The organism is Acinetobacter sp. T_3_1 (assembly GCF_025377055.1).
GTDB classification, from domain to species: domain Bacteria; phylum Pseudomonadota; class Gammaproteobacteria; order Pseudomonadales; family Moraxellaceae; genus Acinetobacter; species Acinetobacter kookii.
In genome coordinates this window covers 490,569-512,711 of record NZ_JACHVD010000001.1, presented here as the reverse complement: position 1 = coordinate 512,711, position 22,143 = coordinate 490,569, and the positions used below count along the sequence as shown (strand labels likewise).

21 protein-coding genes are annotated in these 22,143 nt (G+C 45.0%); 7 read left to right on the top strand and 14 right to left on the bottom strand.

Annotation, left to right across the window (positions count from 1 at the left end):
• Positions 1-143: 143 nt before the first annotated feature.
• On the bottom strand, positions 144-1,010 hold the full coding sequence (gene purU, locus H4I94_RS02285; protein ID WP_131272849.1) for a formyltetrahydrofolate deformylase: 867 nt from the start codon (positions 1,008-1,010) through the stop codon (positions 144-146).
• A gap of 78 nt (positions 1,011-1,088) precedes the next feature.
• Positions 1,089-1,790, bottom strand: a complete 702-nt coding sequence (locus H4I94_RS02280) for a TetR/AcrR family transcriptional regulator (protein ID WP_261181254.1) — start codon at positions 1,788-1,790, stop codon at positions 1,089-1,091.
• A 116-nt stretch (positions 1,791-1,906) separates the two neighbouring features.
• Between H4I94_RS02280 and H4I94_RS02275 the strand changes: the two genes are divergently transcribed.
• From H4I94_RS02275 to H4I94_RS02260, 4 genes are all read left to right on the top strand, one after another.
• The gene (locus H4I94_RS02275) at positions 1,907-3,355 is read left to right on the top strand and encodes a coniferyl aldehyde dehydrogenase (protein WP_261181253.1); all 1,449 of its coding nucleotides are present in this window, start codon (positions 1,907-1,909) and stop codon (positions 3,353-3,355) included.
• Positions 3,356-3,517: 162 nt separating this feature from the next.
• Positions 3,518-3,754, top strand: coding sequence for a 50S ribosomal protein L28 (gene rpmB / locus H4I94_RS02270; RefSeq protein WP_000048256.1), 237 nt, complete (start codon positions 3,518-3,520; stop codon positions 3,752-3,754).
• 12 nt (positions 3,755-3,766) lie between these two features.
• Positions 3,767-3,922, top strand: a complete 156-nt coding sequence (gene rpmG / locus H4I94_RS02265; protein WP_001205031.1) for a 50S ribosomal protein L33 — start codon at positions 3,767-3,769, stop codon at positions 3,920-3,922.
• A 152-nt stretch (positions 3,923-4,074) separates the two neighbouring features.
• A complete protein-coding gene (locus H4I94_RS02260) occupies positions 4,075-5,793 on the top strand; it encodes a cation:proton antiporter (RefSeq protein WP_092819050.1) in 1,719 nt (572 codons plus the stop codon).
• A 55-nt stretch (positions 5,794-5,848) separates the two neighbouring features.
• Here H4I94_RS02260 and H4I94_RS02255 read toward each other — a convergent pair whose 3' ends face one another.
• From H4I94_RS02255 to H4I94_RS02205, 11 genes are all read right to left on the bottom strand, one after another.
• Positions 5,849-6,127, bottom strand: a complete 279-nt coding sequence (locus H4I94_RS02255; protein WP_092819051.1) for a hypothetical protein — start codon at positions 6,125-6,127, stop codon at positions 5,849-5,851.
• Positions 6,128-6,234: 107 nt separating this feature from the next.
• Positions 6,235-6,738, bottom strand: coding sequence for a DUF6586 family protein (locus H4I94_RS02250; protein WP_092819052.1), 504 nt, complete (start codon positions 6,736-6,738; stop codon positions 6,235-6,237).
• Between the two features lie 253 nt (positions 6,739-6,991).
• Positions 6,992-7,246 carry an RNA recognition motif domain-containing protein gene (locus H4I94_RS02245; RefSeq protein WP_092819240.1) on the bottom strand — a complete coding sequence of 85 codons (255 nt, stop codon included), beginning with the start codon at positions 7,244-7,246 and terminating at the stop codon, positions 6,992-6,994.
• 77 nt (positions 7,247-7,323) lie between these two features.
• Positions 7,324-9,315 (bottom strand): ATP-dependent helicase, encoded by a 1,992-nt coding sequence (locus H4I94_RS02240; protein WP_261181252.1) that lies wholly within the window; start codon positions 9,313-9,315, stop codon positions 7,324-7,326.
• Positions 9,316-9,593: 278 nt separating this feature from the next.
• Positions 9,594-10,730: a glycerate kinase gene (locus H4I94_RS02235; protein WP_261181251.1), complete on the bottom strand. Its 1,137-nt coding sequence runs from the start codon at positions 10,728-10,730 to the stop codon at positions 9,594-9,596.
• Between the two features lie 79 nt (positions 10,731-10,809).
• Positions 10,810-11,382, bottom strand: coding sequence for an HdeD family acid-resistance protein (locus tag H4I94_RS02230; RefSeq protein ID WP_092819055.1), 573 nt, complete (start codon positions 11,380-11,382; stop codon positions 10,810-10,812).
• A 134-nt stretch (positions 11,383-11,516) separates the two neighbouring features.
• Positions 11,517-12,275, bottom strand: coding sequence for a hypothetical protein (locus H4I94_RS02225; RefSeq protein WP_261181250.1), 759 nt, complete (start codon positions 12,273-12,275; stop codon positions 11,517-11,519).
• Positions 12,276-12,588: 313 nt separating this feature from the next.
• Complete coding sequence (gene topA / locus H4I94_RS02220; protein ID WP_261181249.1) at positions 12,589-15,228, bottom strand: type I DNA topoisomerase; 2,640 nt, start codon at positions 15,226-15,228, stop codon at positions 12,589-12,591.
• Between the two features lie 35 nt (positions 15,229-15,263).
• Positions 15,264-15,713, bottom strand: coding sequence for an ammonium transporter (locus tag H4I94_RS02215; RefSeq protein ID WP_092819059.1), 450 nt, complete (start codon positions 15,711-15,713; stop codon positions 15,264-15,266).
• 70 nt (positions 15,714-15,783) lie between these two features.
• Entirely contained in the window at positions 15,784-16,794 is a 1,011-nt protein-coding gene (locus H4I94_RS02210; protein WP_261181248.1) for a hypothetical protein, read from the bottom strand.
• A gap of 227 nt (positions 16,795-17,021) precedes the next feature.
• On the bottom strand, positions 17,022-17,267 hold the full coding sequence (locus H4I94_RS02205) for a SlyX family protein (RefSeq protein ID WP_092819062.1): 246 nt from the start codon (positions 17,265-17,267) through the stop codon (positions 17,022-17,024).
• A gap of 33 nt (positions 17,268-17,300) precedes the next feature.
• Here H4I94_RS02205 and H4I94_RS02200 point away from each other — a divergent pair, with 33 nt between their 5' ends.
• The 3 genes from H4I94_RS02200 (at position 17,301) to H4I94_RS02190 (ending at position 21,578) form a co-directional block, all read left to right on the top strand.
• The gene (locus tag H4I94_RS02200) at positions 17,301-19,211 is read left to right on the top strand and encodes an ATP-binding cassette domain-containing protein (protein ID WP_261181247.1); all 1,911 of its coding nucleotides are present in this window, start codon (positions 17,301-17,303) and stop codon (positions 19,209-19,211) included.
• 106 nt (positions 19,212-19,317) lie between these two features.
• The gene (locus H4I94_RS02195) at positions 19,318-20,253 is read left to right on the top strand and encodes a lauroyl acyltransferase (RefSeq protein WP_261181246.1); all 936 of its coding nucleotides are present in this window, start codon (positions 19,318-19,320) and stop codon (positions 20,251-20,253) included.
• A gap of 224 nt (positions 20,254-20,477) precedes the next feature.
• Entirely contained in the window at positions 20,478-21,578 is a 1,101-nt protein-coding gene (locus tag H4I94_RS02190; RefSeq protein ID WP_261181245.1) for a glycosyltransferase family 4 protein, read from the top strand.
• 143 nt (positions 21,579-21,721) lie between these two features.
• Here the strand turns inward: H4I94_RS02190 and H4I94_RS02185 are convergent, their stop codons facing one another.
• Positions 21,722-22,114 (bottom strand): hypothetical protein, encoded by a 393-nt coding sequence (locus H4I94_RS02185; RefSeq protein ID WP_261181244.1) that lies wholly within the window; start codon positions 22,112-22,114, stop codon positions 21,722-21,724.
• Positions 22,115-22,143: the final 29 nt, after the last annotated feature.

Sequence of the window (22,143 nt, the reverse complement as noted above, 5' to 3'; positions counted from 1 at the left end):
AGTACAATTAAAGCACGCCAATAATAAATGAGAAGTGTTTTCATTTGCAACTATTAAAATGCCCGTTTTGATGAGTTTTTTGAATCAAAAACGAAAAAGGCATGCCTAAAACATGCCTTTTTAATCGGTATAAATAGCAATACTTATTGAAAAACAACCGTTTTGTTACCATCCACAATAATACGGTCTTCCAGATGCCATTTCACGGCACGGGCCAAAACATTTCGTTCCACATCTTGTCCGAGTTCACGCAGCTGCTCAACGGTGAAATCATGATTCACACGTTCCACATCCTGTTCAATAATCGGTCCCTGATCGAGGTCAGCAGTCACATAATGCGCTGTTGCACCAATCAGTTTCACCCCTTTGTCATACGCCTGTTGATACGGGTTTGCACCGACAAAGGCTGGCAGGAAGGAATGATGGATGTTGATGATTTTCATTTCCCACTTTTGCACGAATTCTTCGTCCAGAATCTGCATATAACGCGCGAGGATCAGTAAATCGTTGCCCTGCATGATTTCATCAATTTTGGCATAGGCTTCACGTTTATTTTCTTTATTCACCGGTACCACTTCAAATGGAATGCCGAAGTTTTCTACTGCTTCACGCAAGGTTTCATGATTGGAAACCACTTTGGTAATTTCACACGGTAAACCGCCACGCGCATGACGCCATAACAGCTCAAGCAATGCATGATCCACTTTAGAAACCAGAATCCCGACTTTTTTCACATCACTGACCAGTGCCAGACGCCAGTGCATGTCATAGCGTTCTGCCACATTGCTGGCAAACGTCTGGGTTAAACTTTCTTTACGGCTTTGCAAGTTGTCCAGTTCAAATTCAACACGCATGAAATAGCGCCCGCCCTGAGCTTCAGTCGCGTATTGATCAAGTGCGGTAATATTTGCTCCCTGATGATACAAAAAGCTCGAAACAGCCTGCACGATACCCGGTTTATCTGCACAAGTAATCAGTAAACGTGCTGTGTTAGCAGTGGACATATTCATGTTGGTTAATATCACTAATCAGTTAAATTGAAAAACAAGCCGAGTATTCTAACGCTTTTTTCAGGCTTTCTAAATAGGCTAGCCCGCATCGTGTTTTTTACTGGACGATAAACTTTCAAAAAGCTCTGAAGGGCCGAGCGTTTCAAGTAAATGTTCATAGGTTTGACGGCTTTCACCACGCAGGTAAGCCCCTTCCAGAAATACCATCTGGCGCAATGCCTGCCAGACCCATTTTTCTTCCAGATGGTTCGAATCGGTAATATGACCCGACATATACAGGAAGTTAGTCCAGTTGGTCAAAACAATCCACAAGTTAATAATCAGGGCTTCAATTTCTGAATCTGTCATTTCCATTAAGCCTGCATTCACGAAAGCTTTATAGATTTTTTTCCCCTGCTGCATCACCTGTCCGGCAAAACGCGGATACATTTTGCGAAAATCTTCATTATTTTCAACAAGATGATAAACATCACGATGCAAAAAGCGATACGCCCAAAGCTGGCTGCTCAGCACCTGAAAATAACGAATTTTATCGTTAGCATCAAGCGGACGATCATCAGGCAATGCCAGCATCTCCAGAGTTTCGCCTTGATACTGCTCCATCAACTCTTTGATGATTTCGTTCTTATTGCGAAAGTGGTAATACAAATTACCTGGACTCATATTCAGTTCAGCTGCAATATGATTGGTTGTTACAGAACGCTCACCGCGCTCATTAAATAACTGTAAGCTGAGCTGTAAAATACGTTCTTTGGTTTTCACCGTTTTGGAGTGAGACATCCTAAAGTAACCATTCATTCAATAGGTTAGCGAGCTAACACATAAAGTAACTTGACTATTTAGAGCTTTTACTCTAAAAATTAAATTAATCGCTTTTTATTTAATGGTAGCAGGTCATGAACAGTCAAACAAAAACAACTTCAATGACACCACATTCGTTTAATATTCAGCACTTATACGACGTGCTAGAACAGCAAAAGCACGCTTATCTACGTCATTCTTTTCCATCGGCAAAAGAACGTATTGACCGTTTAGCGCGTCTCAAGCGTATCTTAGTTAAATATCAAGATCAATTTGCCGAGGCAATTAATCAAGACTATGGTAACCGTTCTGTGGGTGAAACCAAAATCGGCGAACTGCTCACCTGTCTTGAACAGATTAAATATTATAGCAAGCATTTGACCGGTTGGATGAAACCATCGAAACGCCATGTTGGAATTATCCATCAGCCGGCAAAAGCCTGGGTGCAATGTCAGCCCTTGGGCGTGATCGGGATTATTGCCCCGTGGAACTATCCTTTATTATTGTCGGTGGGTCCGCTGATCTGTGCAATTGCAGCCGGCAACCATGCCATGATCAAAATCTCCAGTGCCTCCAGCCATTTTGGCCGTGCCTTGGAAAAAGCCCTAGGCGAAGCGTTTCCGACCGAACTGGTGGCCGTGATTAATGGCGGTGGACCCGTTTCCGATGCTTTTAGCCATTTAGCCTTTGATAAAATTGTTTTTACAGGTTCAACCGAAATTGGTAAAACCGTGATGGCAGCAGCCGCAGAAAACCTGGTGCCGGTAATTTTGGAGCTGGGCGGCAAATCACCGGTACTGGTTCATCCTTCTATTGATTTGCAAGATGTGGCACAGCGCCTGGCTGCAGGTAAACTCTGGAATTCAGGTCAAACCTGTGTGGCACCGGACTATATGTTCCTGCCTAAAGGTAAAACGGCCGAATTTATTGAGTATTTTAAAGCCTGTGTAGAAGAGATGTATCCGAGTATTGAGTACAATCAGGATTACACCTCGATTATTAATGACAAACAATACAACCGCCTGCAGGGCTATCTGGAAGATGCCCGCATCCAAGGTGCCAAAATTATTGAATTAAATCCGGCACATGAAGATTTAAGCAAAGTTCGTAAAATTGCGCCAACCATCGTGACCGGTGTCACCACGGAAATGCGGATTATGAAAGAGGAAATTTTCGGCCCGATCCTTCCTATTCTGGAATATGATCAAATTGACGATGTAATTGACTTTATTAATAGCCGTCCTCGTCCACTTGCATTATACTATTTCGACTTTGATCAGGCGCGTGCCGACTATGTCGCACAGCATACTCATTCAGGGCATTTCGGGCAAAATATGGTATTGACCCATGTGGCACAGGATGACTTACCTTTTGGTGGAGTCGGTGCTTCAGGTATGGGCAAATATCATGGTCCAGAAGGTTTCTTCAGTTTGTCGCATGAACGGTCAGTGATGTCTAATCCAAAGCTGTATAGCTTAAAATTCATTCTCCCACCGTTTAACAAGCCGATTCACAAACTGATTTCCAAGACCCTTCTTCGATAACTGATCAAGGCATGATCTATTACACATGATCATGCCGCGTTTTTCTTAAATTCGCTTGTCTTTTAAGCGTATTTTTGGTATAAAACGCCCCTTGAATGATTTCATCCGTTTACTTTTAATGACTAGCCGCACAATCGGTGCTGTCTAGCAATGGAGTTCACCATGTCTAAGGTTTGCCAAGTTACCGGCAAGCGTCCAGTCGTTGGAAACAATGTCTCGCACGCCAATAACAAAACCAAACGCCGGTTCGAGCCGAACCTGCATCACCACCGTTTCTGGTTAGAAAGCGAAAAACGTTTCGTACGTCTTCGTTTAACCACTAAGGGTATGCGTATTATCGACAAATTGGGCATTGAAAAGGTTGTTGCTGATCTTCGTGCTCAAGGTCAAAAGATCTAAGGAGTCAGTACAATGCGTGATAAAATTCGCCTAGTTTCTTCAGCTGGTACAGGTTATTTCTATACTACGACTAAGAACAAACGTACTATGCCGGAAAAAATGGAAATCAAAAAATTTGATCCAAAAATCCGTCAACACGTAATCTTCAAAGAAGCTAAAATTAAATAATTTTGACTTCTTGAAAAAAGCGACCCTCCGGGTCGTTTTTTTTTGCATTTTTTTTATTCGACTTGCTACACTTCTTGTTATTCTTTTTTTTGGCATTTTTTATGCTTATTCTTTTTTACCCTTAACTTTGGCTCAAGCTTAAGGAGTTTTTAGTGCCTCATGATGTAGATCTGATTATATTACTTGCCGTTGGCTTTGGACTGGCACTCATTTTTGGCTATATTGCTGCGCGTATTCGTCTCCCCCCTCTGATTGGCTACTTAGTTGCTGGTATTGTGATTAGCCCGAATACCCCCGGTATCGTAGGGGATATTCATCTTGCTAACCAGCTGGCTGAACTGGGGGTCATGTTCCTGATGTTTGGTGTCGGGATGCACTTTTCCCTAACCGATCTGATGCAGGTACGGCGTATTGCCTTACCGGGTGCAGTACTGCAAATTGCGGTAGCGACCTTACTGGGCATAGGCGTTTCCATGATCTGGGGCTGGAACTTTGGCTCAGCCCTGGTGTTTGGCCTGAGCCTGTCCTGTGCCAGTACGGTAGTGTTACTCAAAGCTTTGGGTGACCGAGGCTTGATCAACTCCGTAAACGGTAAAATTGCGGTGGGCTGGTTATTGGTTGAAGATCTGGTCATGGTGCTGGTTTTGGTCCTTCTTCCTGCCACTGCTGTTTTACTGGGTGGAACAGCAATTTCCGGCTCAGACCCGAATGCCAATATCTGGATGACCTTAGCTGTCACATTATTGAAAGTGGCTGGCTTTATTGCCTTTATGCTGATTGTGGGTAAACGTCTGGTTCCCTGGATTATGCAGATCGTTGCCCGTCTGGGATCACGTGAACTGTTTACCTTGACCGTAGTGGCCGCTGCGGTTTCGATTGCCTTTGGTGCTTATAAGGTTTTTGGCGTGTCGATGGCGCTTGGCGCATTTTTCGCCGGGATGGTGGTTAAAGAATCCGATTTTAGCCACCGTGCAGAAGAAGAAACGCTCCCGCTACGCGAAATTTTTTCCATTTTATTCTTTGTTTCGGTGGGCATGCTGTTTGACCCCATGATCTTAGTGCAGCAGCCTTGGCATGTCCTGGCCGTGGTGGCAATTATTATGGTGGGGAAAACCATCGCAGCAATGGCACTGGTACTGTTCTTCCGTTATCCCATTAACACCGCCTTAACCGTGGGTGCCAGCCTTGCACAAATTGGCGAGTTTTCTTTTATTTTGGCAACCTTAGGCGTTTCACTACATCTCTTGTCTTTAGAAGGACAAAATCTGATTTTAGCCGGTGCACTTATCTCGATTACGCTAAATTCATTTGTGTTCTCTGCCATTGAACCGGTACAGAACTGGATTCGTGAACGCTCACATTTGGCCCGCTTGCTTGAACGTAGCGGTGACCCGCTGTCCATGTTGCCAGATGAAGTTTCACAAGAATATTTGCGTGATCAGGTGGTGATTGTCGGTCATGGTGAAGTCGGTCGTCGCATTACCAAAGCCTTAATGAAGCAGGATATCAAGGTAGTGATTGCCGAAGAAAACCGCGAGATCGTTGAAAGTTTGCGTGACAAAGGCATTGCAGCGGTATCGGGACGTGCAACCGAAGCCGGGGTACTCATTCAGGCCCATATTCAGCATGCACGCTTGCTGGTGCTGTCTCCGATGGATATTCTGGATATTCATAAAATTGTCGATATTGCCAAAACCTTGAATCCACAGATTCAAGTTCTCGTCTGTGCCGAAAGCAAGGAAGAAGCTGAAGTGATTCGCCGTGAAAATATCGGTCAGGTTTATTTTGCCAAAGAAGAAATGGCCATCAACATGACCAATCATATTTTAAACCAGATCCAGATTGCGCATCATCAGGCACCGACACACTGATCTTCATTGCATAAAAAAGCGCACTTCAGTGCGCTTTTTTTAGGTTCAAATAAGCTTAGCTCATATACTTCGGTTGTTCATCCACAATTTCAGCCTGCCATTCATTGACCTGCTTTTCCATCATGGCAAACAGAGCCGCCTGCATCATGTGCTGGGCAATCACCGGCGTTTGATCACCAAGTAACGCTTTGACCTGATCATTAAACTGAATCTTAACCAGCGGTTCTTTTTCAGAGCCTGCATTTCGCAATGCCAACTCACCACCTTCAAGTTGAACAAGTTCTAAAATCGCTTCTTGACTACCAAATAATTCTTTCAAATGTTCTATAGACATATATCCTCCATGTTCAACATGGTGGCAAAGGGCTGTTGCACTTTGCATTACTTAGACTATTTATATAAGGTCAATGACAGAAACTTCAAGAGCACTGGTCGTAAAGTTTAAAATTCAACCATTTCATTGCGAAAACCGTCAATTAACTGGGTCAGGTCACGATGCCATTCACGCAGGATTTTGGTATCCGGCAACCAAGCTTGAGGGGTTTGAGTCACTTTAATAATCAGATTGGAAGAGGTTTCATCTTCAGGTTCTGGCGCACTCGGTTCCGGTGCATATTGACACATACGGTAGGCACGTTTTAGCTCGGCAATAAAACCCTGTTTCGCCAACTGCTGCATTACAGTCACTTCAGGCGAGACCTGCCCTTTTTCTGCCATATGTTCTTCAATGGATTTCAGGGTCGGAGCAAAGTCATTTAAACGGTAGTAACGCACCAACTCTTGTAAAAATGCCAATACTGCACCATGCAAATGAAATACAGCGGCTTCACGATGTGCCTGAGCCTGCTGAATGTGATCGGTCTGTTCCGCTTGTTGACATGCAAGACGTGCAAAATACAGTTTTTGATTGGTACGATCGGCATGAAAGCGAGCAACACGAGACATGGTGATTTCCTAAGTTTTGGCGTGATTACACTGTTAAGATTAAACGGTCTTTCAGAAAAATGACATTAAAAATTGTGGAAGATTAATTTCAATAAGTGAGAGATCTGCTGTCACTTCAATGATCATGGATGATTTCAGCCAGAATAATTTACGTCCTTCCAGATCAAGAGATGGGGATTCAATAGACCAATTCAACCTGATTAAAGCCTGGTTATTTTGTCCATAAAAAAAGGAGCCTTGCTCCTTTTAATCTTTAGTTTGCTGCTGGCTTGTCTTCTGCCTGTTTCACACGAATACCCTGTCCATGCAAACGCAAAGTATTTAAGCCTTTAATTGCTTTCACCGCTTCACGGCCATGTGGCATTTCCACAAAAGCAAAGCCTTTTGATTTACCTGTTGCAGCATCTAAAACCAAAGTGCATGAATCTACCGTGCCATATTGCTTAAACAATTCCAGCAATTCAGCTTCTGTCACTGTACGTTCTAAATTACGAACTAAAATTTTCATCTGATGACCTTTAAATAGGCTAAAAAAACCAAAAAGCACTCGCCTACTTACTTTTTGCACTTTACTCTTGAGATAGTTTAATCGAGATCGATACCAAAATCTAAATTAATCGCTTGCCGCTCAATCAAGGCACTTTTTACGGTTTGCTGACGCGGCTTGTAATGGGTCTCGGTCGTGCAGAGGTTGCGGGTAAGGTCATTCAGGAAATAACTTTCAATTTTTCGTCCCTGTTCATCGACCTGATCGCGCGCCCAGAGATTCAGATTCTGTTTGGTTAAAATCAGTTCATTTTTGGCCCGGGTTAAAGCCACATAGAGCACCCGGCGCTCTTCTTCCACTTCGTCAAAATTGCCCTGCGCACGTGCATGCGGATACTGTCCCGCAGACACATTCGCGACATAGCAAATCTTCTGTTCTGTCCCTTTGGCAGAATGGATGGTAATCAGCGTCACCACATCATCTTCAGACTGGCGTTCAATTTCAGAAATCGAGACCGGATCGAGCACATATTCTTCCAGAAATTCACTCAGCTGATCATGCTTGGTGGCCAGCTGCTTGACCAGGTCAAAATCGCCCAGGCGTTTCGACCAGTCTTTTTTTGCGTAGTTTTCCTCAAGCTGCTCCAGCAGTGCTTCAATTCCCAAAGTCACACAAGCCTGCACCTGATCTTTTAATACCGACATCTGCTTCATGATCAGCAGCGTTTTTTCGGGAATTCGTCCGAATTTTTCCAGTTTCTCGAAAATCAGGTCCTGATCCGGCTGATGCAATAATTGCTGCGCCAGCTTGCTGGCCCCGACATCTCCCACACCATTCCACAAGGTCAGGAAACGCATCCAGGCAATATCATCCAGCGGATTGGCAATCACCCGCAATAAACTGAGCAGATCTTTGACATGTGCGGTTTCCAGCAGTTTCATGCCACCTATAAAACGGTAAGGCACATTGGCCTGAATAAAGGCCGCTTCGATGTGGCGTGCCGCAAAACTGGAACGCACCAGCACCATATGGTCATGCCACGGCGTACCTTGCAGAAAATGCCGCTCTTTGATATCAATGGCAATCCATTTGGCTTCATCAAACTCGTTCGGGAAGATATGCAGTTTGGGTTTAATCCCCTCGCCACGATGTGCATCCAGACGCTTGTCATATTTGATTGAGCTTTGACCCAGCAGCCAGTTAGACAAGTCTAGAATTTGCTGGGTAGAACGGTAATTCTGTTCCAGTTTAAAAATCTGTGCATCCGGTACGCGTTCTTTAAAATGATGAATATTTTCAAAGTCCGCACCACGAAAACCGTAAATGGCCTGGGCATCATCCCCGACACAGAACAGGCTGACTTTATCCTTTAAAGGTTCCAGCAATGCCCATTGCAGTGGATTGGTATCCTGCATTTCATCCACCAGCATATGCTGGCAAATCGAGGCCACATAATCAGTAAGCCCTTCCGATTGCGCTAGTGCTGAAGCCACCACTGCCAAAATATCGTCATAATCCAGAAAGCTGCGGGCACGTTTTCGTGCTTCGTATTCTTTCATGATGTCCGCGATTTGATCTTTATATTCCAGAAATTCAGGCAGCTGTTTTTCCAGGGCAATACTCAGTTTTTGCCGTGTATTGCGGGCAAAGGAATACAGATCACAGAGCTGCTGCGGCTTGGGCAGGGCATTGGGATTTTTTTTATCATCCTTGCCGCGAATTAAACGGAACATCATCAGCTGATCATCCCGGTCGATAATCGAAAACTGTTCCAGACCAAAAGCTTTGGGAATTCGGCGCAGCAGATACATGCAAAAGGTATGAAAGGTGGAAGCACGCAAGCCTTTGGCCTGTTCGCCCAGCGCCAATTCGACCCGCGCCACAATTTCACTTGCTGCACGGCGGGTAAAGGTCAGAATCTGGATTTGATTGGCCGGCACACCTTGATCAATCAAGTAAGCTGCACGAGCCACAATGGTTTTGGTTTTGCCACAGCCTGCCCCTGCAAGTACCAGACTATGCTTTGCCTCGGTGGTGGCAGCCTGTTTTTGTTGCGGGTTTAATTCATTAATCAGGGTGGCTAAACTCATGGTGTCTCATCGTGTTCAATAGACGAATAGTTTAACAGAGCTGACCATAAATCTGAGATTGATCTACTTAAAAATTGAATCTATCCCTATATTCTGCCATCCAGAAAGGCAACATGGATGTCGCCTGTTGAACTGTGAAACAGGGATGTTGAATCAGTTCAACACAGGATTTTTGTTACTTTTCATCCCTGAAAAGTAAAATTTGCCTACGCGTTAGTATTTACCTATTCACATCCTTTCGGTGCCGTGATGCTTTCCGTTTTTAGAATTTAGCATGATCACTTTTCAAGTTTGTTTAACACTGTAACTACTGTATCTTCCAAATGCCTTTCAGCATCTTTCATCGCAGCTTCTAAATCAATATGAGGGGGATTAATCCCGATAATTTGACTAAAACCCAAGTCATATAGTTCATTAATACCCTCGCCAACTACACCCGCAAAAGCAATCACAGGCTTATTCAATCGCTTCGCGACCTGCGCCACCCCAAACGGGGTTTTGCCAAATTTGGTTTGAAAATCAATTTTGCCTTCACCCGTCAACACATAATCGGCTTGGGCAATTTTTTCAGCCAGATGAGTTTCTTCAATCACCAGTTCAACGCCGGATTGAATGGAAGCATGGGCAAAAGCCATCAGACCGAAACCCAGACCACCTGCCGCACCTGCTCCTGCAATATTTTGTTTACTGATGCTTAATTCTGCTTCAACCACATCGGCAAAATGTGCAAGGTTCTGATCCAATAACCTCACCATTTCAGGCGTAGCCCCTTTCTGTGGCCCAAAAATATATGATGCGCCATTTGCACCACATAAGGGATTATTCACATCAGAAGCAATCAGGATTTCAACCTGTGTTAATCTTGCATCCAAGCCTGAAAGATCAATCTTTTGAATCTGGTCAAGCTGACCACCGCCTACAGCAACATCGCAACCTGCAGCATCGAGAAATTTCGCACCCAAGGCCTGTGCCATACCGGCACCGCCATCATTGGTCACGCTGCCGCCCAAACCGATCATGATTTTAGACACGCCTAAATCCAGTGCAGTTTTAATCATCTCCCCAGTACCCAAAGTACTGGTAAATAAAGGATTACGCTGTGATTTATCTAATAGATGAATGCCATTGGCTTTGGCCATTTCAATGACCGCCGTTTTACCTTGGTGCACCAGACTGAAATAGGTTTTTATTTTGTACTCTGCTAAAGGGCCACTGACTTCACAATCAACCTTTTGTCCACCTTGTGCAGCAATTAAGGCATCCACGGTACCTTCACCCCCATCTGCCATGGGCACCGAAATACACACCGCATCTGGACATACATTCTGAATGCCACGCCGCATGGCCTGACAGGCCTGCTCGGCAGTCATACTTTCTTTAAAGGAATCGGGGGCAAGGACAAAGGTTTTAGGCATAATCAACAAAAGATGAAAGCAATAAATCTTTATACAATAAAAAAGAGCGCTCTATGCGCCCTTTTCTCCCAGTTCACTGTTATACATCTGCCGAACTTTGCGGTACTTCATGTTTGATATAAGACGCCAAGGTCAGATAATTAATTCCCTGGAACAAAATATCTATAGCAAGAAACAGTCCCAATACCCAGAAGGATGCATCCGGTGACATTAAAATAATGATGCCTGTAATCAGGGTCAGCAGGCCCGAAAATAAGATCCAGCCCCAACCTTGATAGGCTTTAAAAATAATGGCACTAAAAATACGGATGATACCTGCCACAATTAATACAATGGCCAGCAGATTGGTCAGCACAACCGCGGTTTTTACAGGTGTGCTAAAAGCATAATAACCAGCGACCAGATACAGTACGCCAAACAATGCCCATAACCACCGAGTGCCCCCTTCAAAAATTTTAAAAGCTGCAACAAAGTGCAGAATACCGCCAATCATCATCAGTATGCCGAACAGGAACACCACAGAAAGCGTGGCAAAAGGCAGCGAAGCAAGCAATACCAGACCAAACAGGGTCAGCACAATGCCCAGACCTAAATACCACTTTCGATTTTCATGCAGCTGATGTCGAACCAAATCATTTCCTACTGTTCTCATGTTTTTTCTCAAGTCTTTTGTTTAGGAATACCTGTAGTTTTAGCTGATTTTCGGTCAAAAGTCTGTTATTTCTCTGCATTTTAATCCACAGCCCCGCGTTCAGCTGTGGATAAAAGCATCGTTATCCCCAAGGATTATTTTTTCCAGCCCAATTCAATTGCGGTCATTTCATTAATTAAAGTCTGCTTCAATGAATCCGGCATTTTGCTTTTTTGTTCCGAAACCGGGATATATCCCGCCATCAGCTCGGCCTTGACTTGCGGAAATAAAGGCTGCTGCTTTGGATAGGCATAACCCAGTGGATAAATGGGCTGACCCGTCGTTAAATCATATTTGTCACTTGCACCAAAAGCATGGAGCAACTCATGTACCAGTACAATCTTGTTTTGTTCAGCCTGTTTTTTCGATGCAAATAAATTCACCGAGCCAATACGGCCTTTTTGCAAGGCAGTGGAATGTTTCAACTCTTTAATTTTTTCGGGATCATAATAATTTAAATACAGGGTCACACTGGGTGAACCGTCAGCACGTTCATGCTGTTTCCATGCATAAAAACGGAATTTCAGACTCCATAAAATATTATCCAGCATGGTTGCCTGTTGCGGCACTTTCGGGGGCAATTGTTTCAGTTCACGACCCAACTGAAAATAAATGACAATTGGCTGTCCGCGATACTGTGCCGACATCTGCTGGAGATATGCTTGTGCTCCATTCAGTTCAGACAAATTCAGCGATTGAATATAGCTTTGAGTCGCAGCTCGCCCATCTGCATTGACAGGATGCAGCATGACAATAATGGGTTTGGACCAGTCCTGGTTCTGGTCACGGTAGGCATTGACTGCAACAATCAACAGAATGATGAGTAAACACAGTATGCGAATATTTTTCCACATTAATTTTTCTCGTTATTAAGCAATCAAATTTTAACAATCCATCCAAACATTGGATACACAAGAAATCATCCGTAACTGTCCAAGACAAACCTTTATAAAATATAGAATATTCCTGCTAAGAATGAAAAAGCTAACGGTAACTGGCGAGTTATGTGGATGACAATGCCTTTCTTGCGAAGCTTTACTTCTCATTTAGGCAAAGCCAAAGTCACAGATGAGCTTCTCCAATTTAATTTATTCACGATAAAGTTCCGTCGTGCTATTAGCATAAAAAATGCCGACTTCCGTCAGCATTTTTTGCATTTCTTAAAACTTAAGCTTCAACCCATTTTCCATCATTGAAAACCAGTGACCATTTGGTTTGCTTGCCTTCAGGCGTTTCCGAACCAATATATTGCGCCTGATTCTTACGACTGAATTTCACCAAGGTTGGGTTGCCTTCAGGGTCGACATCCGGTGCTTGTAAAATAAACTGATATTTGGGATCCAGCTGCTCGGCCACGGTACGGAGTTCAGCCACTTTCGGTGCGCGGGTTTCACGCACTTTCGGGAATTTGCTGGCTGCCAGGAACAGACCGGCTGCACCATCACGAAGGACAAAGAAGTCATCATGCTTGGTCGAACGCAGGTGTTCCATTTTAATTGGATCTACACGCGGAGGTGCAGGCTGACCATTCTTTAACACTTTACGGGTATTGTCACAACTGGTGCAGGCAAAGTAAGGTCCAAAACGACCGGTCTTGAGCTGCATCTCGCCATGACATTTATCACATGGAATGGTTGGACCATCATACCCCTTGATCTTGAACTCGCCTTCTTCCAGTTCAAAACCGGCACAGTCCGGATTGTTCCCGCATATATGCAGTTTACGGCCGCCATCAATTACATAGCTGTCCATGGCTGTACCACAAATCGGACAGCGTTTTTTCGACATCAAGTCAGCCGTTTCTGCTGCATCGTCATCCGACAGCGCGGCCAGAGACTCAACCGGGGTTAAATTCAGCGTGCCTTTACAACGCTCTTTAGGCGGCAGGTTATAGCCTGAACATCCCAAAAATACGCCTGTGGTTCCAGTACGAATCTGCATTGGACGCGAACATTCAGGGCAATGTACCGCTTCCACTTCCACAGGCAGGTTACGGCGCATGCCGTGCTCGCCTTGTGCTGTGGTCAAGCGCTTCTTAAAGTCGCCGTAGAAATTATCCAGCAACTCTTTCCAGTTCCGCTGACCATCTGCCACTTTATCCAGCTGACCTTCAAGATCTGCGGTAAAGTCATAGTTCATCAGGTTATTGAAACTTTCATCCAGACGATCGGTCACAATTTCGCCCATCTTTTCGGCAAAAAGACGACGATTATCCAGCTTCACATAGCCACGATCCTGAATGGTGGAAATAATGGCGGCATAAGTCGAAGGACGACCAATCCCTTTTTTCTCTAATTCTTTTACCAGTGAGGCTTCAGTGAAACGTGCCGGCGGTTTGGTGAAGTGCTGTGATGGATCCAGTTTTTCCAGTTTCAGTATTTCACCCACTTTCACGGCAGGCAATAACACATCATCATCCGACTTGTTTTGTCCGCGCACTTTGGTGAAACCATCAAAGACCAGAGTACGGCCTTTGGCTTTCAGCTCCACACCGTTGGCATCGACTAAAATGGTCGAAGACAGATATTCTGCCGGAGTCATCTGACAGGCTACAAACTGGCGCCAGATCAGGTCATACAAACGCTGTGCATCACGTTCTACGCCTGCAAGGCTGTCGCCTTTCAACGCCACATTTGAAGGGCGAATGGCTTCATGGGCTTCTTGTGCACCCGCCTTGTTGCCATAACGGTTTGGCTTGGCAGGCAGATATTTTGCACCAAACTCAGATTCAATATGACCACGCACCATATTGACTGCATCATCGCTCAGGAAAGTGGAGTCGGTACGCATGTAGGTGATAAAACCTGCTTCATACAGACGCTGCGCCAGCATCATGGTTTTCTTTACAGAAAAACCTAAACGTGTGCTTGCAGCCTGTTGCAGGGTTGAGGTGATATATGGTGCGCTTGGGTTGACCTTGGTCGGTTTATCTTCACGACTGGCAACTTTATATTCAGCATCTTTGATCAGATTCAATAAGGCATCGGTTTCAGCCTTATTGTGCAGCTTGAGGATTTTACCGCCCTGCTTCACCGCTTCAAGGCGGATATCATCTTTTTGAGATTTGGTATCTGCAAAAACCTGCCAGTATTCTTCAGGAATGAAGGCACGAATTTCACGTTCGCGTTCCACTACCAGTTTGACGGCAACCGACTGTACACGACCTGCCGACAAACCGCGGGCAATTTTTTCCCATAACAGTGGCGAGATCATGAAGCCTACAACACGGTCGAGGAAACGGCGGGCTTGCTGCGCATTGACCTTATCGATATCCAGGCGTGCCGGCTGTTTAAAAGCTTCCTGAATGGCATTTTTAGTAATTTCGTTAAACACCACGCGCTGATAGCGTGAATCATCTCCGCCAATGACTTCTTTTAAATGCCAGGCAATGGCTTCCCCTTCACGGTCCAAATCCGTTGCAAGGTAGACTTCATCGACTTGCGATGCCAGTTTTTTCAGTTCCGCCACGACATTTTCTTTGCCTGGAAGCACTTCATAGTGCGCTTTCCAGCCATGCTCAGGGTCAACGCCCATACGGTTGACCAAAGCCTGTTGCGCTTTTTCCGCTTTTTGTTCATCGGTCAGTTTGGTACGGGTTGCCGGTTTTTTCTCTGCCGTTTTCGAACCGCCCGTCGGCAAGTCACGGACATGGCCCACCGATGATTTTACGATGTAATTTGGACCCAGATATTTGTTGATTGTTTTCGCTTTTGCAGGCGACTCCACAATCACTAAGGCACGTTTGTTCGCAGCACTCGGTGATTTTGCTGGGGTGCTTTTGGATGTGGACCGAGGAGCGTTCGCCATAGTTAACCGTTAATCCTGTTTGATGGAGTTATAAATTAAAGTTCAGCCAAAGACGTTAAATAAGCTTTGATGTCATCTAACTGTGTTGCCCGAAGGTCTGATTCTTCATCCCAATAGAGTCCTACACAGTTTGCCTGCATATCAATAGCATAAATGCCCTTTAATGCAATGGGCAAATCGTTAAACTTTTCATCGCCCTGCACAACTTTGAGTTTTTGATCTTCGACCCGTGCACGCATCAATGGCAGTCGGGCATCTGGAATTAAGACGCTGTAATAGGCCACCATGCTGGCGCGTTTTTCCGTTGCCATGGGCACTTTGGTCCAATCGGGAGCGGCCACCAAACGCGGATGCAAAGCCATCTTGCGCGCTCTTTCACGCATCAGGCCTAATGCTTTCTCTCTTGGGCTGACACGTAGCCCGAAAATTGAGCCGAGCACAAACAGCACGATGAAGACTGTAATCCAAATTCCAGTATTTTCCATAGTACAACCTTTTTATTCCTTTATTAGAGTTGCATAAGCTGAATATAAAACGCAAGTTACAGCGATGAAATTAATTCAGGAACAGCTCATGACTATACAGGACTTCACTGCCATTCCAGTAAATATATCCCTTTTCAATCAATTCCTTAAGCAACAATCGCACATCCGACTTCGGGAAAAGCTGCTCCAGCAAATCGCGCAAGGCATAAATGTCTTTGGGTTTATCGGATTTTAATTCGCGTAGTTTTTGCGCCACAATCACCTGCACCGGATCAATCTTGGAAAAGTTTTTAAATAACTCTTTTTGCGCCTGATGCAATGTTTTGGCCTGTCCGTCCTGCACTTCTTCTACGTCTTGTTGTGAAGATTCAGTAGATAACTCCGCAAAAGCAGCGGAAATATTTTGAGCTTTTTCTACCGATATTTTCTGCTCAAAGTCCAGTTGCATCCATTGCTTAATGACTTTTTTACGGAAACTGATTTGCTGGTCAAAACGTTTTACAATTTTCAGATTAATCAATAAGCCAGTGAGATGCTGAAGCTGATCATTTTCGACTTGCAAAATATTTGCCAGCGAGTTCTTCAGTTTCTCCAGCGTATTCGGTTTGCCCTTCATTTTCCCCAAAGCATCACAATACTTTTTGACTAACAGCAAATCAGGTTTTTGCAGAATGGTCTCGACACTGGGAATTTTGTATTTTGAATTTAAAGCCGGTTCTTCAGCCTGAACCTGAATCAGGCTACAGTTCAGGTTGGAAGACTGCAGCATTTCTAGCAGCGTTTCACTGCTTGGCATGGCAGATATGAGTTCAATAGAGGTATCGGCATCTAGCAGCGCAAGCAGTTGTCCAACCACAACTGCGTATTCAAACTCTTTATGCTCGACTTCTGCCGTTTCCAGAATGACCACTTGCCCGCTGCTGACCCAACTTGAAAATTCTGTTAAATCTTCCAGAGAATATTCAAATTTTCCCTGGCAATTAAACAGGTAAATTGCCGCGTAATGCGGAATGATGTTACGTAACAATTGCGCAGTCGGCATATTATTTTCAAGATCAAGAAGAACGACTTTATGACTCATATCTTCGAATAGACAGTTCGGCTAGGCAGATGCGGTGCATTAGAACGGGAACCATGGCAAAGGTCAAATATTTTATGCTTGAGGTTTTCTATTCTGCGCCATAACTTAACCGGAATGCCCTGCGTTTAGAAGGTTATTCAATGGCGCAGAAAAGGATAAGTTAAGTTCTTTTTCAAATAAAAAAGCCCTGATCAATACCAAGGCTTTAATACACGGACGGGTCCGGCTCAATAATGCGGTGGGCGGTTGGTCATCGGGTCAAATGCAGCAATGCCTTCCGATAAATCGGCCGATTCCACACGCTGATAAAGCAGCTGCATTTGCTTCTTTAAATCCATAATTTCAATATGTTGGCGTGTCACCTGTTCATTGAGTTGTTCAACTAAATCATCTAAAAATGTAATTCGGACTTGCAAATCTTCCAAGTGTGCGGAAAATGACGCCTGATCATTAAGATTTTTTTGTTTAGTCATTTTAAGTCCTCATTGGGGATTTCAGGAAACAGTATGGCCTATATTACTTTAAGGGATGTCCAACTTGCGTTTGGCGGACCGTCCCTGCTCGACGGCGCGAACTTTAATCTGGAACGCGGTGAACGGGTCTGTTTGATTGGCCGTAATGGTGAAGGTAAGTCTACCTTACTTAAACTCATCGAAGGAAGTTTACTGCCTGATAGCGGTGAAGTTTCGTTGCAAAATGGCATTACCATCTCCATGCTGGCTCAGGATGTCCCGATGGATTCCGGCAAAGTCGCTGATATTGTTGCCGAGGGTGCAGGTGAAGCTGCCGAAGTATTAAAAGCATATCATGAAGCCAGTGATGCCTGTGTACTGGGAGATATGGAAGCCTGCGACCGTATGGGTCATTTGCAACATAAAATGGATCAGCTGGATGGCTGGGCTTTAGAGACCAAAGTCAATTCCATTTTAAGCAAGATGGGGCTAGATCCTGAGGCAGATCTGGCTGATTTGTCCGGTGGTCGTAAACGTCGTGTACTGCTCGCCCGTGCTTTGTTGATGCAACCCGATGTGTTGCTGCTGGATGAACCGACCAACCATCTGGACGTTGAAAGTATTGAATGGTTGGAAAAATTCCTGCTCGATCAAAATAACCTGACTCTGTTATTTATTTCGCATGACCGTTCATTTGTCGACAACATTGCCACCCGTATTGTAGAGCTGGATCGCGGCATTTTACGCAGCTATGAAGGTAACTATTCACGTTATCTCGACTTAAAAGCGCAGCAAATGGAAGCCGAAGAAAAGCAGAATGCGCTGTTTGATAAAAAACTGGCCGAAGAAGAAGCCTGGATTCGCCAAGGCATTAAAGCACGCCGTACCCGTAACGAAGGCCGTGTCCGTGCCTTAAAAGCCTTACGTGAAGAATCCAAGGCACGTCGCTTCCAGCAAGGCAAAGTCAGCATGGCGACTCAGGAAGCCAACCGTTCAGGCAAAATGGTGTTCGAAATTGAGCATCTACGTGTGGCATTTGACAATCAGGAACCCATTATCAAGGATTTCTCAGCGCTGGTCTTACGTGGCGACCGCATTGGTTTAGTCGGTGATAACGGTGTCGGCAAAACCACCCTGATTAAAGCCATTTTAGGTGAAATTGAACATGGCGGTTCGGTGAAAACCGGTACCCAGCTTGAGGTTGCCTACTTTGACCAGCTGCGTAATGCACTGGATCTGGAAAAATCCGTGGCGGCAAACGTCTCTGAAGGTTCGGACTTTGTTGATGTCAACGGTGGGCGTCGTCATATCTATAGCTATTTACAGGACTTCCTGTTCTCGCCTGAACGTGCGCGTACCCCGGTCAAAGCTCTTTCCGGTGGTGAACGTAACCGTATTCTGCTTGCCAAACTGTTGCTCAAACCATCCAACCTGATTGTGATGGACGAACCCACCAACGACCTGGATATGGTAACGCTTGAACTGCTGGAAGAAATGCTCGGCGATTATAAAGGTACCCTGTTGCTGATTTCGCATGACCGTGCCTTTATGGACAACGTGGTTACGTCGACCTGGGTATTTGACGGTAAAGGCAATATCGATGAATACATCGGCGGCTATCAGGATTACTTGCAACAACGTCCTGATCAGACCGTGGTGGATCAGAAAAGTGATGTCAAAAAAGCCGTGGCCAAAGCAGAAGCCAAAGCCGCTGAACCTGCTCCAGCAAAGAAAGTGAAACTCAGCTATAAAGATCAGCGTGCTTTAGAGCAACTGCCTGCTGAAATGGAAGCGCTGGAAAAAGAGCAAGCTGAAATTAACGCTCAACTTGCCGATGGTTCCCTGTTTGTGAGCGATGCAGACAAAGCCATGAAACTTTCCAACCGCCTGACTGAAATTGATGACCTGTTACTGGAAAAATTAGAGCGTTGGGAAGAATTGGAAAATCTTGTTAACGGCAATTGATCTGGTTCATCATGCGGGCACCTGTAATTGACTTTACAGGTGCTTTTTTATTTAAAAAATAACTTCATGTTACACTTGCAAAAAACTTTTGTTCAAAATGGTCACTATGAGTAAAAAGCCAGATTACACTCCCGGAGAATTCCAATGGTCTTTCCTGCTGCCTCAATATTGGGGCATCTGGATTGGGATTGTATTTCTGATGATTTTGGCGATTTTACCCTGGGCATTTCAGTACCGTCTGGCCACTTTTCTGGGCAATCTGGCGTTCAACAAGCTGAAATCTCGGCGTAAAACCACAGTCCGTAATCTGGAAGTCTGTTTTCCTGAATGGACGCCTGAACAGGTACAGGAACATGCGCGTCAGGTTTTTATCGACCAGATGATTGGGATCTTTGAAACCTTGAATGCCTGGTATTGCCCGCACTGGTTTAAAGGCCGCGTCACGATTGAAGGTCTGGAACATATTCAAAATGCCCAAGCCGCAGGAAAAGGGGTTTTATTGCTCGGAACGCATTCCACCTTGCTGGATGCCGGTGGCTACCTGTGTGCCCAGTATTTCGAACCGGATGTGGTCTATCGTCCGCAGAACAATCCCCTGCTCGACATGCTGATTTACCGCTGTCGTGCCACCATTTATGCCCATCAGATTGACCATGACGACATGCGTGGCCTGATCCGCAATCTGAAAGAGGGACACGCGATCTGGTATAGCCCGGATCAGGATTTTGGTTTAAAACAAGGCGTGATGGCACCGTTTTTCGGTATGCCTGCCGCTACAGTAACAGCACATCGTCGCTTACTGAAAATCTCCAAAGCCGTACCCATTCCTTTATATTTTTATCGCACTGGTGATTTAAAAGATCCGCGTTATCACGTGCTGATTGAACCTGTAGTGGATAATCTGCCAAGTGAAGATGAAGTCGATGATGCCACCCGGGTCAACCAGATTATTGAACGTCAGCTGCGTATCGCCCCGACCCAATATATGTGGTTCCATCGTCGCTTTAAAACCCGTCCGGAAGGCTTTGAGGAAATCTATTAATAAGATAAATATTAATTAAGATAACCAAGAAACCTCGCACAGAATCCACTATCGTGTGAAGGCGACAAGGATGTCGCCCGTTGGACTGCGATATCATGGATGTATCGTCAGTCCAACAAATGGTTTTGTTACTTTTGCCGAAACAAAAGTAAGAAATAAACTCTAAATACTGGACAAATAAACGGTCAAACTCCGCTTTGCGACAACCCTAAAGGCAAAAAACCATGAAAGTGATGCAACTTCTTCCTGAACTGAATAGCGGTGGCGTAGAACGCGGTACTTTAGAAATCGCCCGCGCCCTGGTTGCAGAGGGTCATGAATCTTTGGTGGTGTCGAATGGTGGGCGGCTGGTGGCCCAGCTTGAAGCCGAAGGCTCAAAGCATCTGACCTTGGCCATTCATAAAAAAGCCCTGTCGAGCTTATGGCAAATTCGTCCACTGCGTCAGCTGATCGAGCAGCACCAGCCCGACATCGTGCATGTGCGTTCCCGCGTGCCTGCATGGCTGACCCATTTTGCCTTAAAAGGCATTCCAGCCGCGCGTCAGCCACATTTAATCAGTACCGTGCATGGCTTCTATTCGATTAACCGTTATAGCCAAATTATGACCCGGGCTGAAAAAGTCATTGCCGTATCTGACAGTGTGGTCAAATACATCACTGACAATTACAAAAACTGCCCAGCGCAGGATATTGTGCGGATTTACCGTGGCATAGACCCTGTTGCTTTCCCGCATGGTTATCAGCCGTCAGTACAATGGCTGCATCAAACCTTTAAAGATTTTCCCGAGCTGGAAAACAAGTTTCTGCTTTGCCTTCCAGGACGGATTACCCGTTTAAAAGGCCATGAAACCCTGATTGAATTGGTCGAAAAATTACAGCAGCACTACCCGAATTTGCATGCAGTGGTGGTGGGCGGCGCTGACCCGAAAAAAGCCGCTTATTTGAAAGAAATGCAGGACACCATTCAAAGCAAGGGCTTGAGTGACAAAATCACTTTTGTGGGGCATCGCTCAGATATTCGTGAATGGCTGGCATTTAGCGATGTGGTACTCTCCCTTTCCAATCAGGCAGAAACTTTCGGTCGTACCGCTTTAGAAGCACTATCGGTAGGCACTCCAGTGATTGGCTGGAACCGTGGTGGCGTGGCAGAAATTTTATCGCAGGTCTATCCACAAGGTTTAATTGCCGTGGATGATCACGCTGCACTGTTCAATGCGGTCAAGCAGCATCTGGATGAACCGCAACAAGTGAAGCCGGTCACAATGTTTAGCCTGAAAGAGATGTGTGATCAAACGCTTCACTTATATAAGCAAGTCTTGAAATAGACTGCATTGATGGGGCATTTTTCAAGGGCGACACGCGGTGAGCAATACCGAAACTAAAAACACATTTTAGTCAATATTGGATATAGGAGGATGGCAGGCATTGATATTGCAAAAGTCATCATAGAATTAACCCCTCGATACGCTTAACCCTTCCACACCCGAAATCTAGCCATGAGCCAAATGAGCAGCGGCCAGAAAATGGTGTTGATGATATCGTGCAGACTGGCACCAATGCGCCACAGCCCATGATTGATTAAATCATCACGGGCATCAAACAGCTCTGCAGCAATTGCAACAATGAGTACAGTCCAAATCGCCCACTTCGACTTCAACTGACGATGGTGGAAAAACGCCACGATAAAGAATAGCGTCAGCCCGGCATAAATATGTAAAGCATCACGTGATAGTTCCGTAAAATTTACGATATAAATTTTAAGTTCTTGAAATTTTGATAAATACATGACTGAAATTTTATTTTTAGGATGTTCTATAAAACCATAAACCCGAGTTCTGCGTCCTGCAAAACTCGGGTACATGAGGTTGTGCTTCCAAGTGTTATTTTTAT

Bases quoted from the DNA above. Each gene is read 5' to 3' on its own strand.
- purU (WP_131272849.1), bottom strand. From the start codon at position 1,010: ATGAATATGTCCACTGCTAACACAGCACGTTTACTGATTACTTGTGCA.
- H4I94_RS02280 (WP_261181254.1), bottom strand. From the start codon at position 1,790: ATGTCTCACTCCAAAACGGTGAAAACCAAAGAACGTATTTTACAGCTC.
- H4I94_RS02275 (WP_261181253.1), top strand. From the start codon at position 1,907: ATGAACAGTCAAACAAAAACAACTTCAATGACACCACATTCGTTTAAT.
- rpmB (WP_000048256.1), top strand. From the start codon at position 3,518: ATGTCTAAGGTTTGCCAAGTTACCGGCAAGCGTCCAGTCGTTGGAAAC.
- rpmG (WP_001205031.1), top strand. From the start codon at position 3,767: ATGCGTGATAAAATTCGCCTAGTTTCTTCAGCTGGTACAGGTTATTTC.
- H4I94_RS02255 (WP_092819051.1), bottom strand. From the start codon at position 6,127: ATGTCTATAGAACATTTGAAAGAATTATTTGGTAGTCAAGAAGCGATT.
- H4I94_RS02250 (WP_092819052.1), bottom strand. From the start codon at position 6,738: ATGTCTCGTGTTGCTCGCTTTCATGCCGATCGTACCAATCAAAAACTG.
- H4I94_RS02245 (WP_092819240.1), bottom strand. From the start codon at position 7,246: ATGAAAATTTTAGTTCGTAATTTAGAACGTACAGTGACAGAAGCTGAA.
- H4I94_RS02240 (WP_261181252.1), bottom strand. From the start codon at position 9,315: ATGAGTTTAGCCACCCTGATTAATGAATTAAACCCGCAACAAAAACAG.
- H4I94_RS02235 (WP_261181251.1), bottom strand. From the start codon at position 10,730: ATGCCTAAAACCTTTGTCCTTGCCCCCGATTCCTTTAAAGAAAGTATG.
- H4I94_RS02230 (WP_092819055.1), bottom strand. From the start codon at position 11,382: ATGAGAACAGTAGGAAATGATTTGGTTCGACATCAGCTGCATGAAAAT.
- H4I94_RS02225 (WP_261181250.1), bottom strand. From the start codon at position 12,275: ATGTGGAAAAATATTCGCATACTGTGTTTACTCATCATTCTGTTGATT.
- topA (WP_261181249.1), bottom strand. From the start codon at position 15,228: ATGGCGAACGCTCCTCGGTCCACATCCAAAAGCACCCCAGCAAAATCA.
- H4I94_RS02215 (WP_092819059.1), bottom strand. From the start codon at position 15,713: ATGGAAAATACTGGAATTTGGATTACAGTCTTCATCGTGCTGTTTGTG.
- H4I94_RS02210 (WP_261181248.1), bottom strand. From the start codon at position 16,794: ATGAGTCATAAAGTCGTTCTTCTTGATCTTGAAAATAATATGCCGACT.
- H4I94_RS02205 (WP_092819062.1), bottom strand. From the start codon at position 17,267: ATGACTAAACAAAAAAATCTTAATGATCAGGCGTCATTTTCCGCACAC.
- H4I94_RS02200 (WP_261181247.1), top strand. From the start codon at position 17,301: ATGGCCTATATTACTTTAAGGGATGTCCAACTTGCGTTTGGCGGACCG.
- H4I94_RS02195 (WP_261181246.1), top strand. From the start codon at position 19,318: ATGAGTAAAAAGCCAGATTACACTCCCGGAGAATTCCAATGGTCTTTC.
- H4I94_RS02190 (WP_261181245.1), top strand. From the start codon at position 20,478: ATGAAAGTGATGCAACTTCTTCCTGAACTGAATAGCGGTGGCGTAGAA.
- H4I94_RS02185 (WP_261181244.1), bottom strand. From the start codon at position 22,114: ATGTACCCGAGTTTTGCAGGACGCAGAACTCGGGTTTATGGTTTTATA.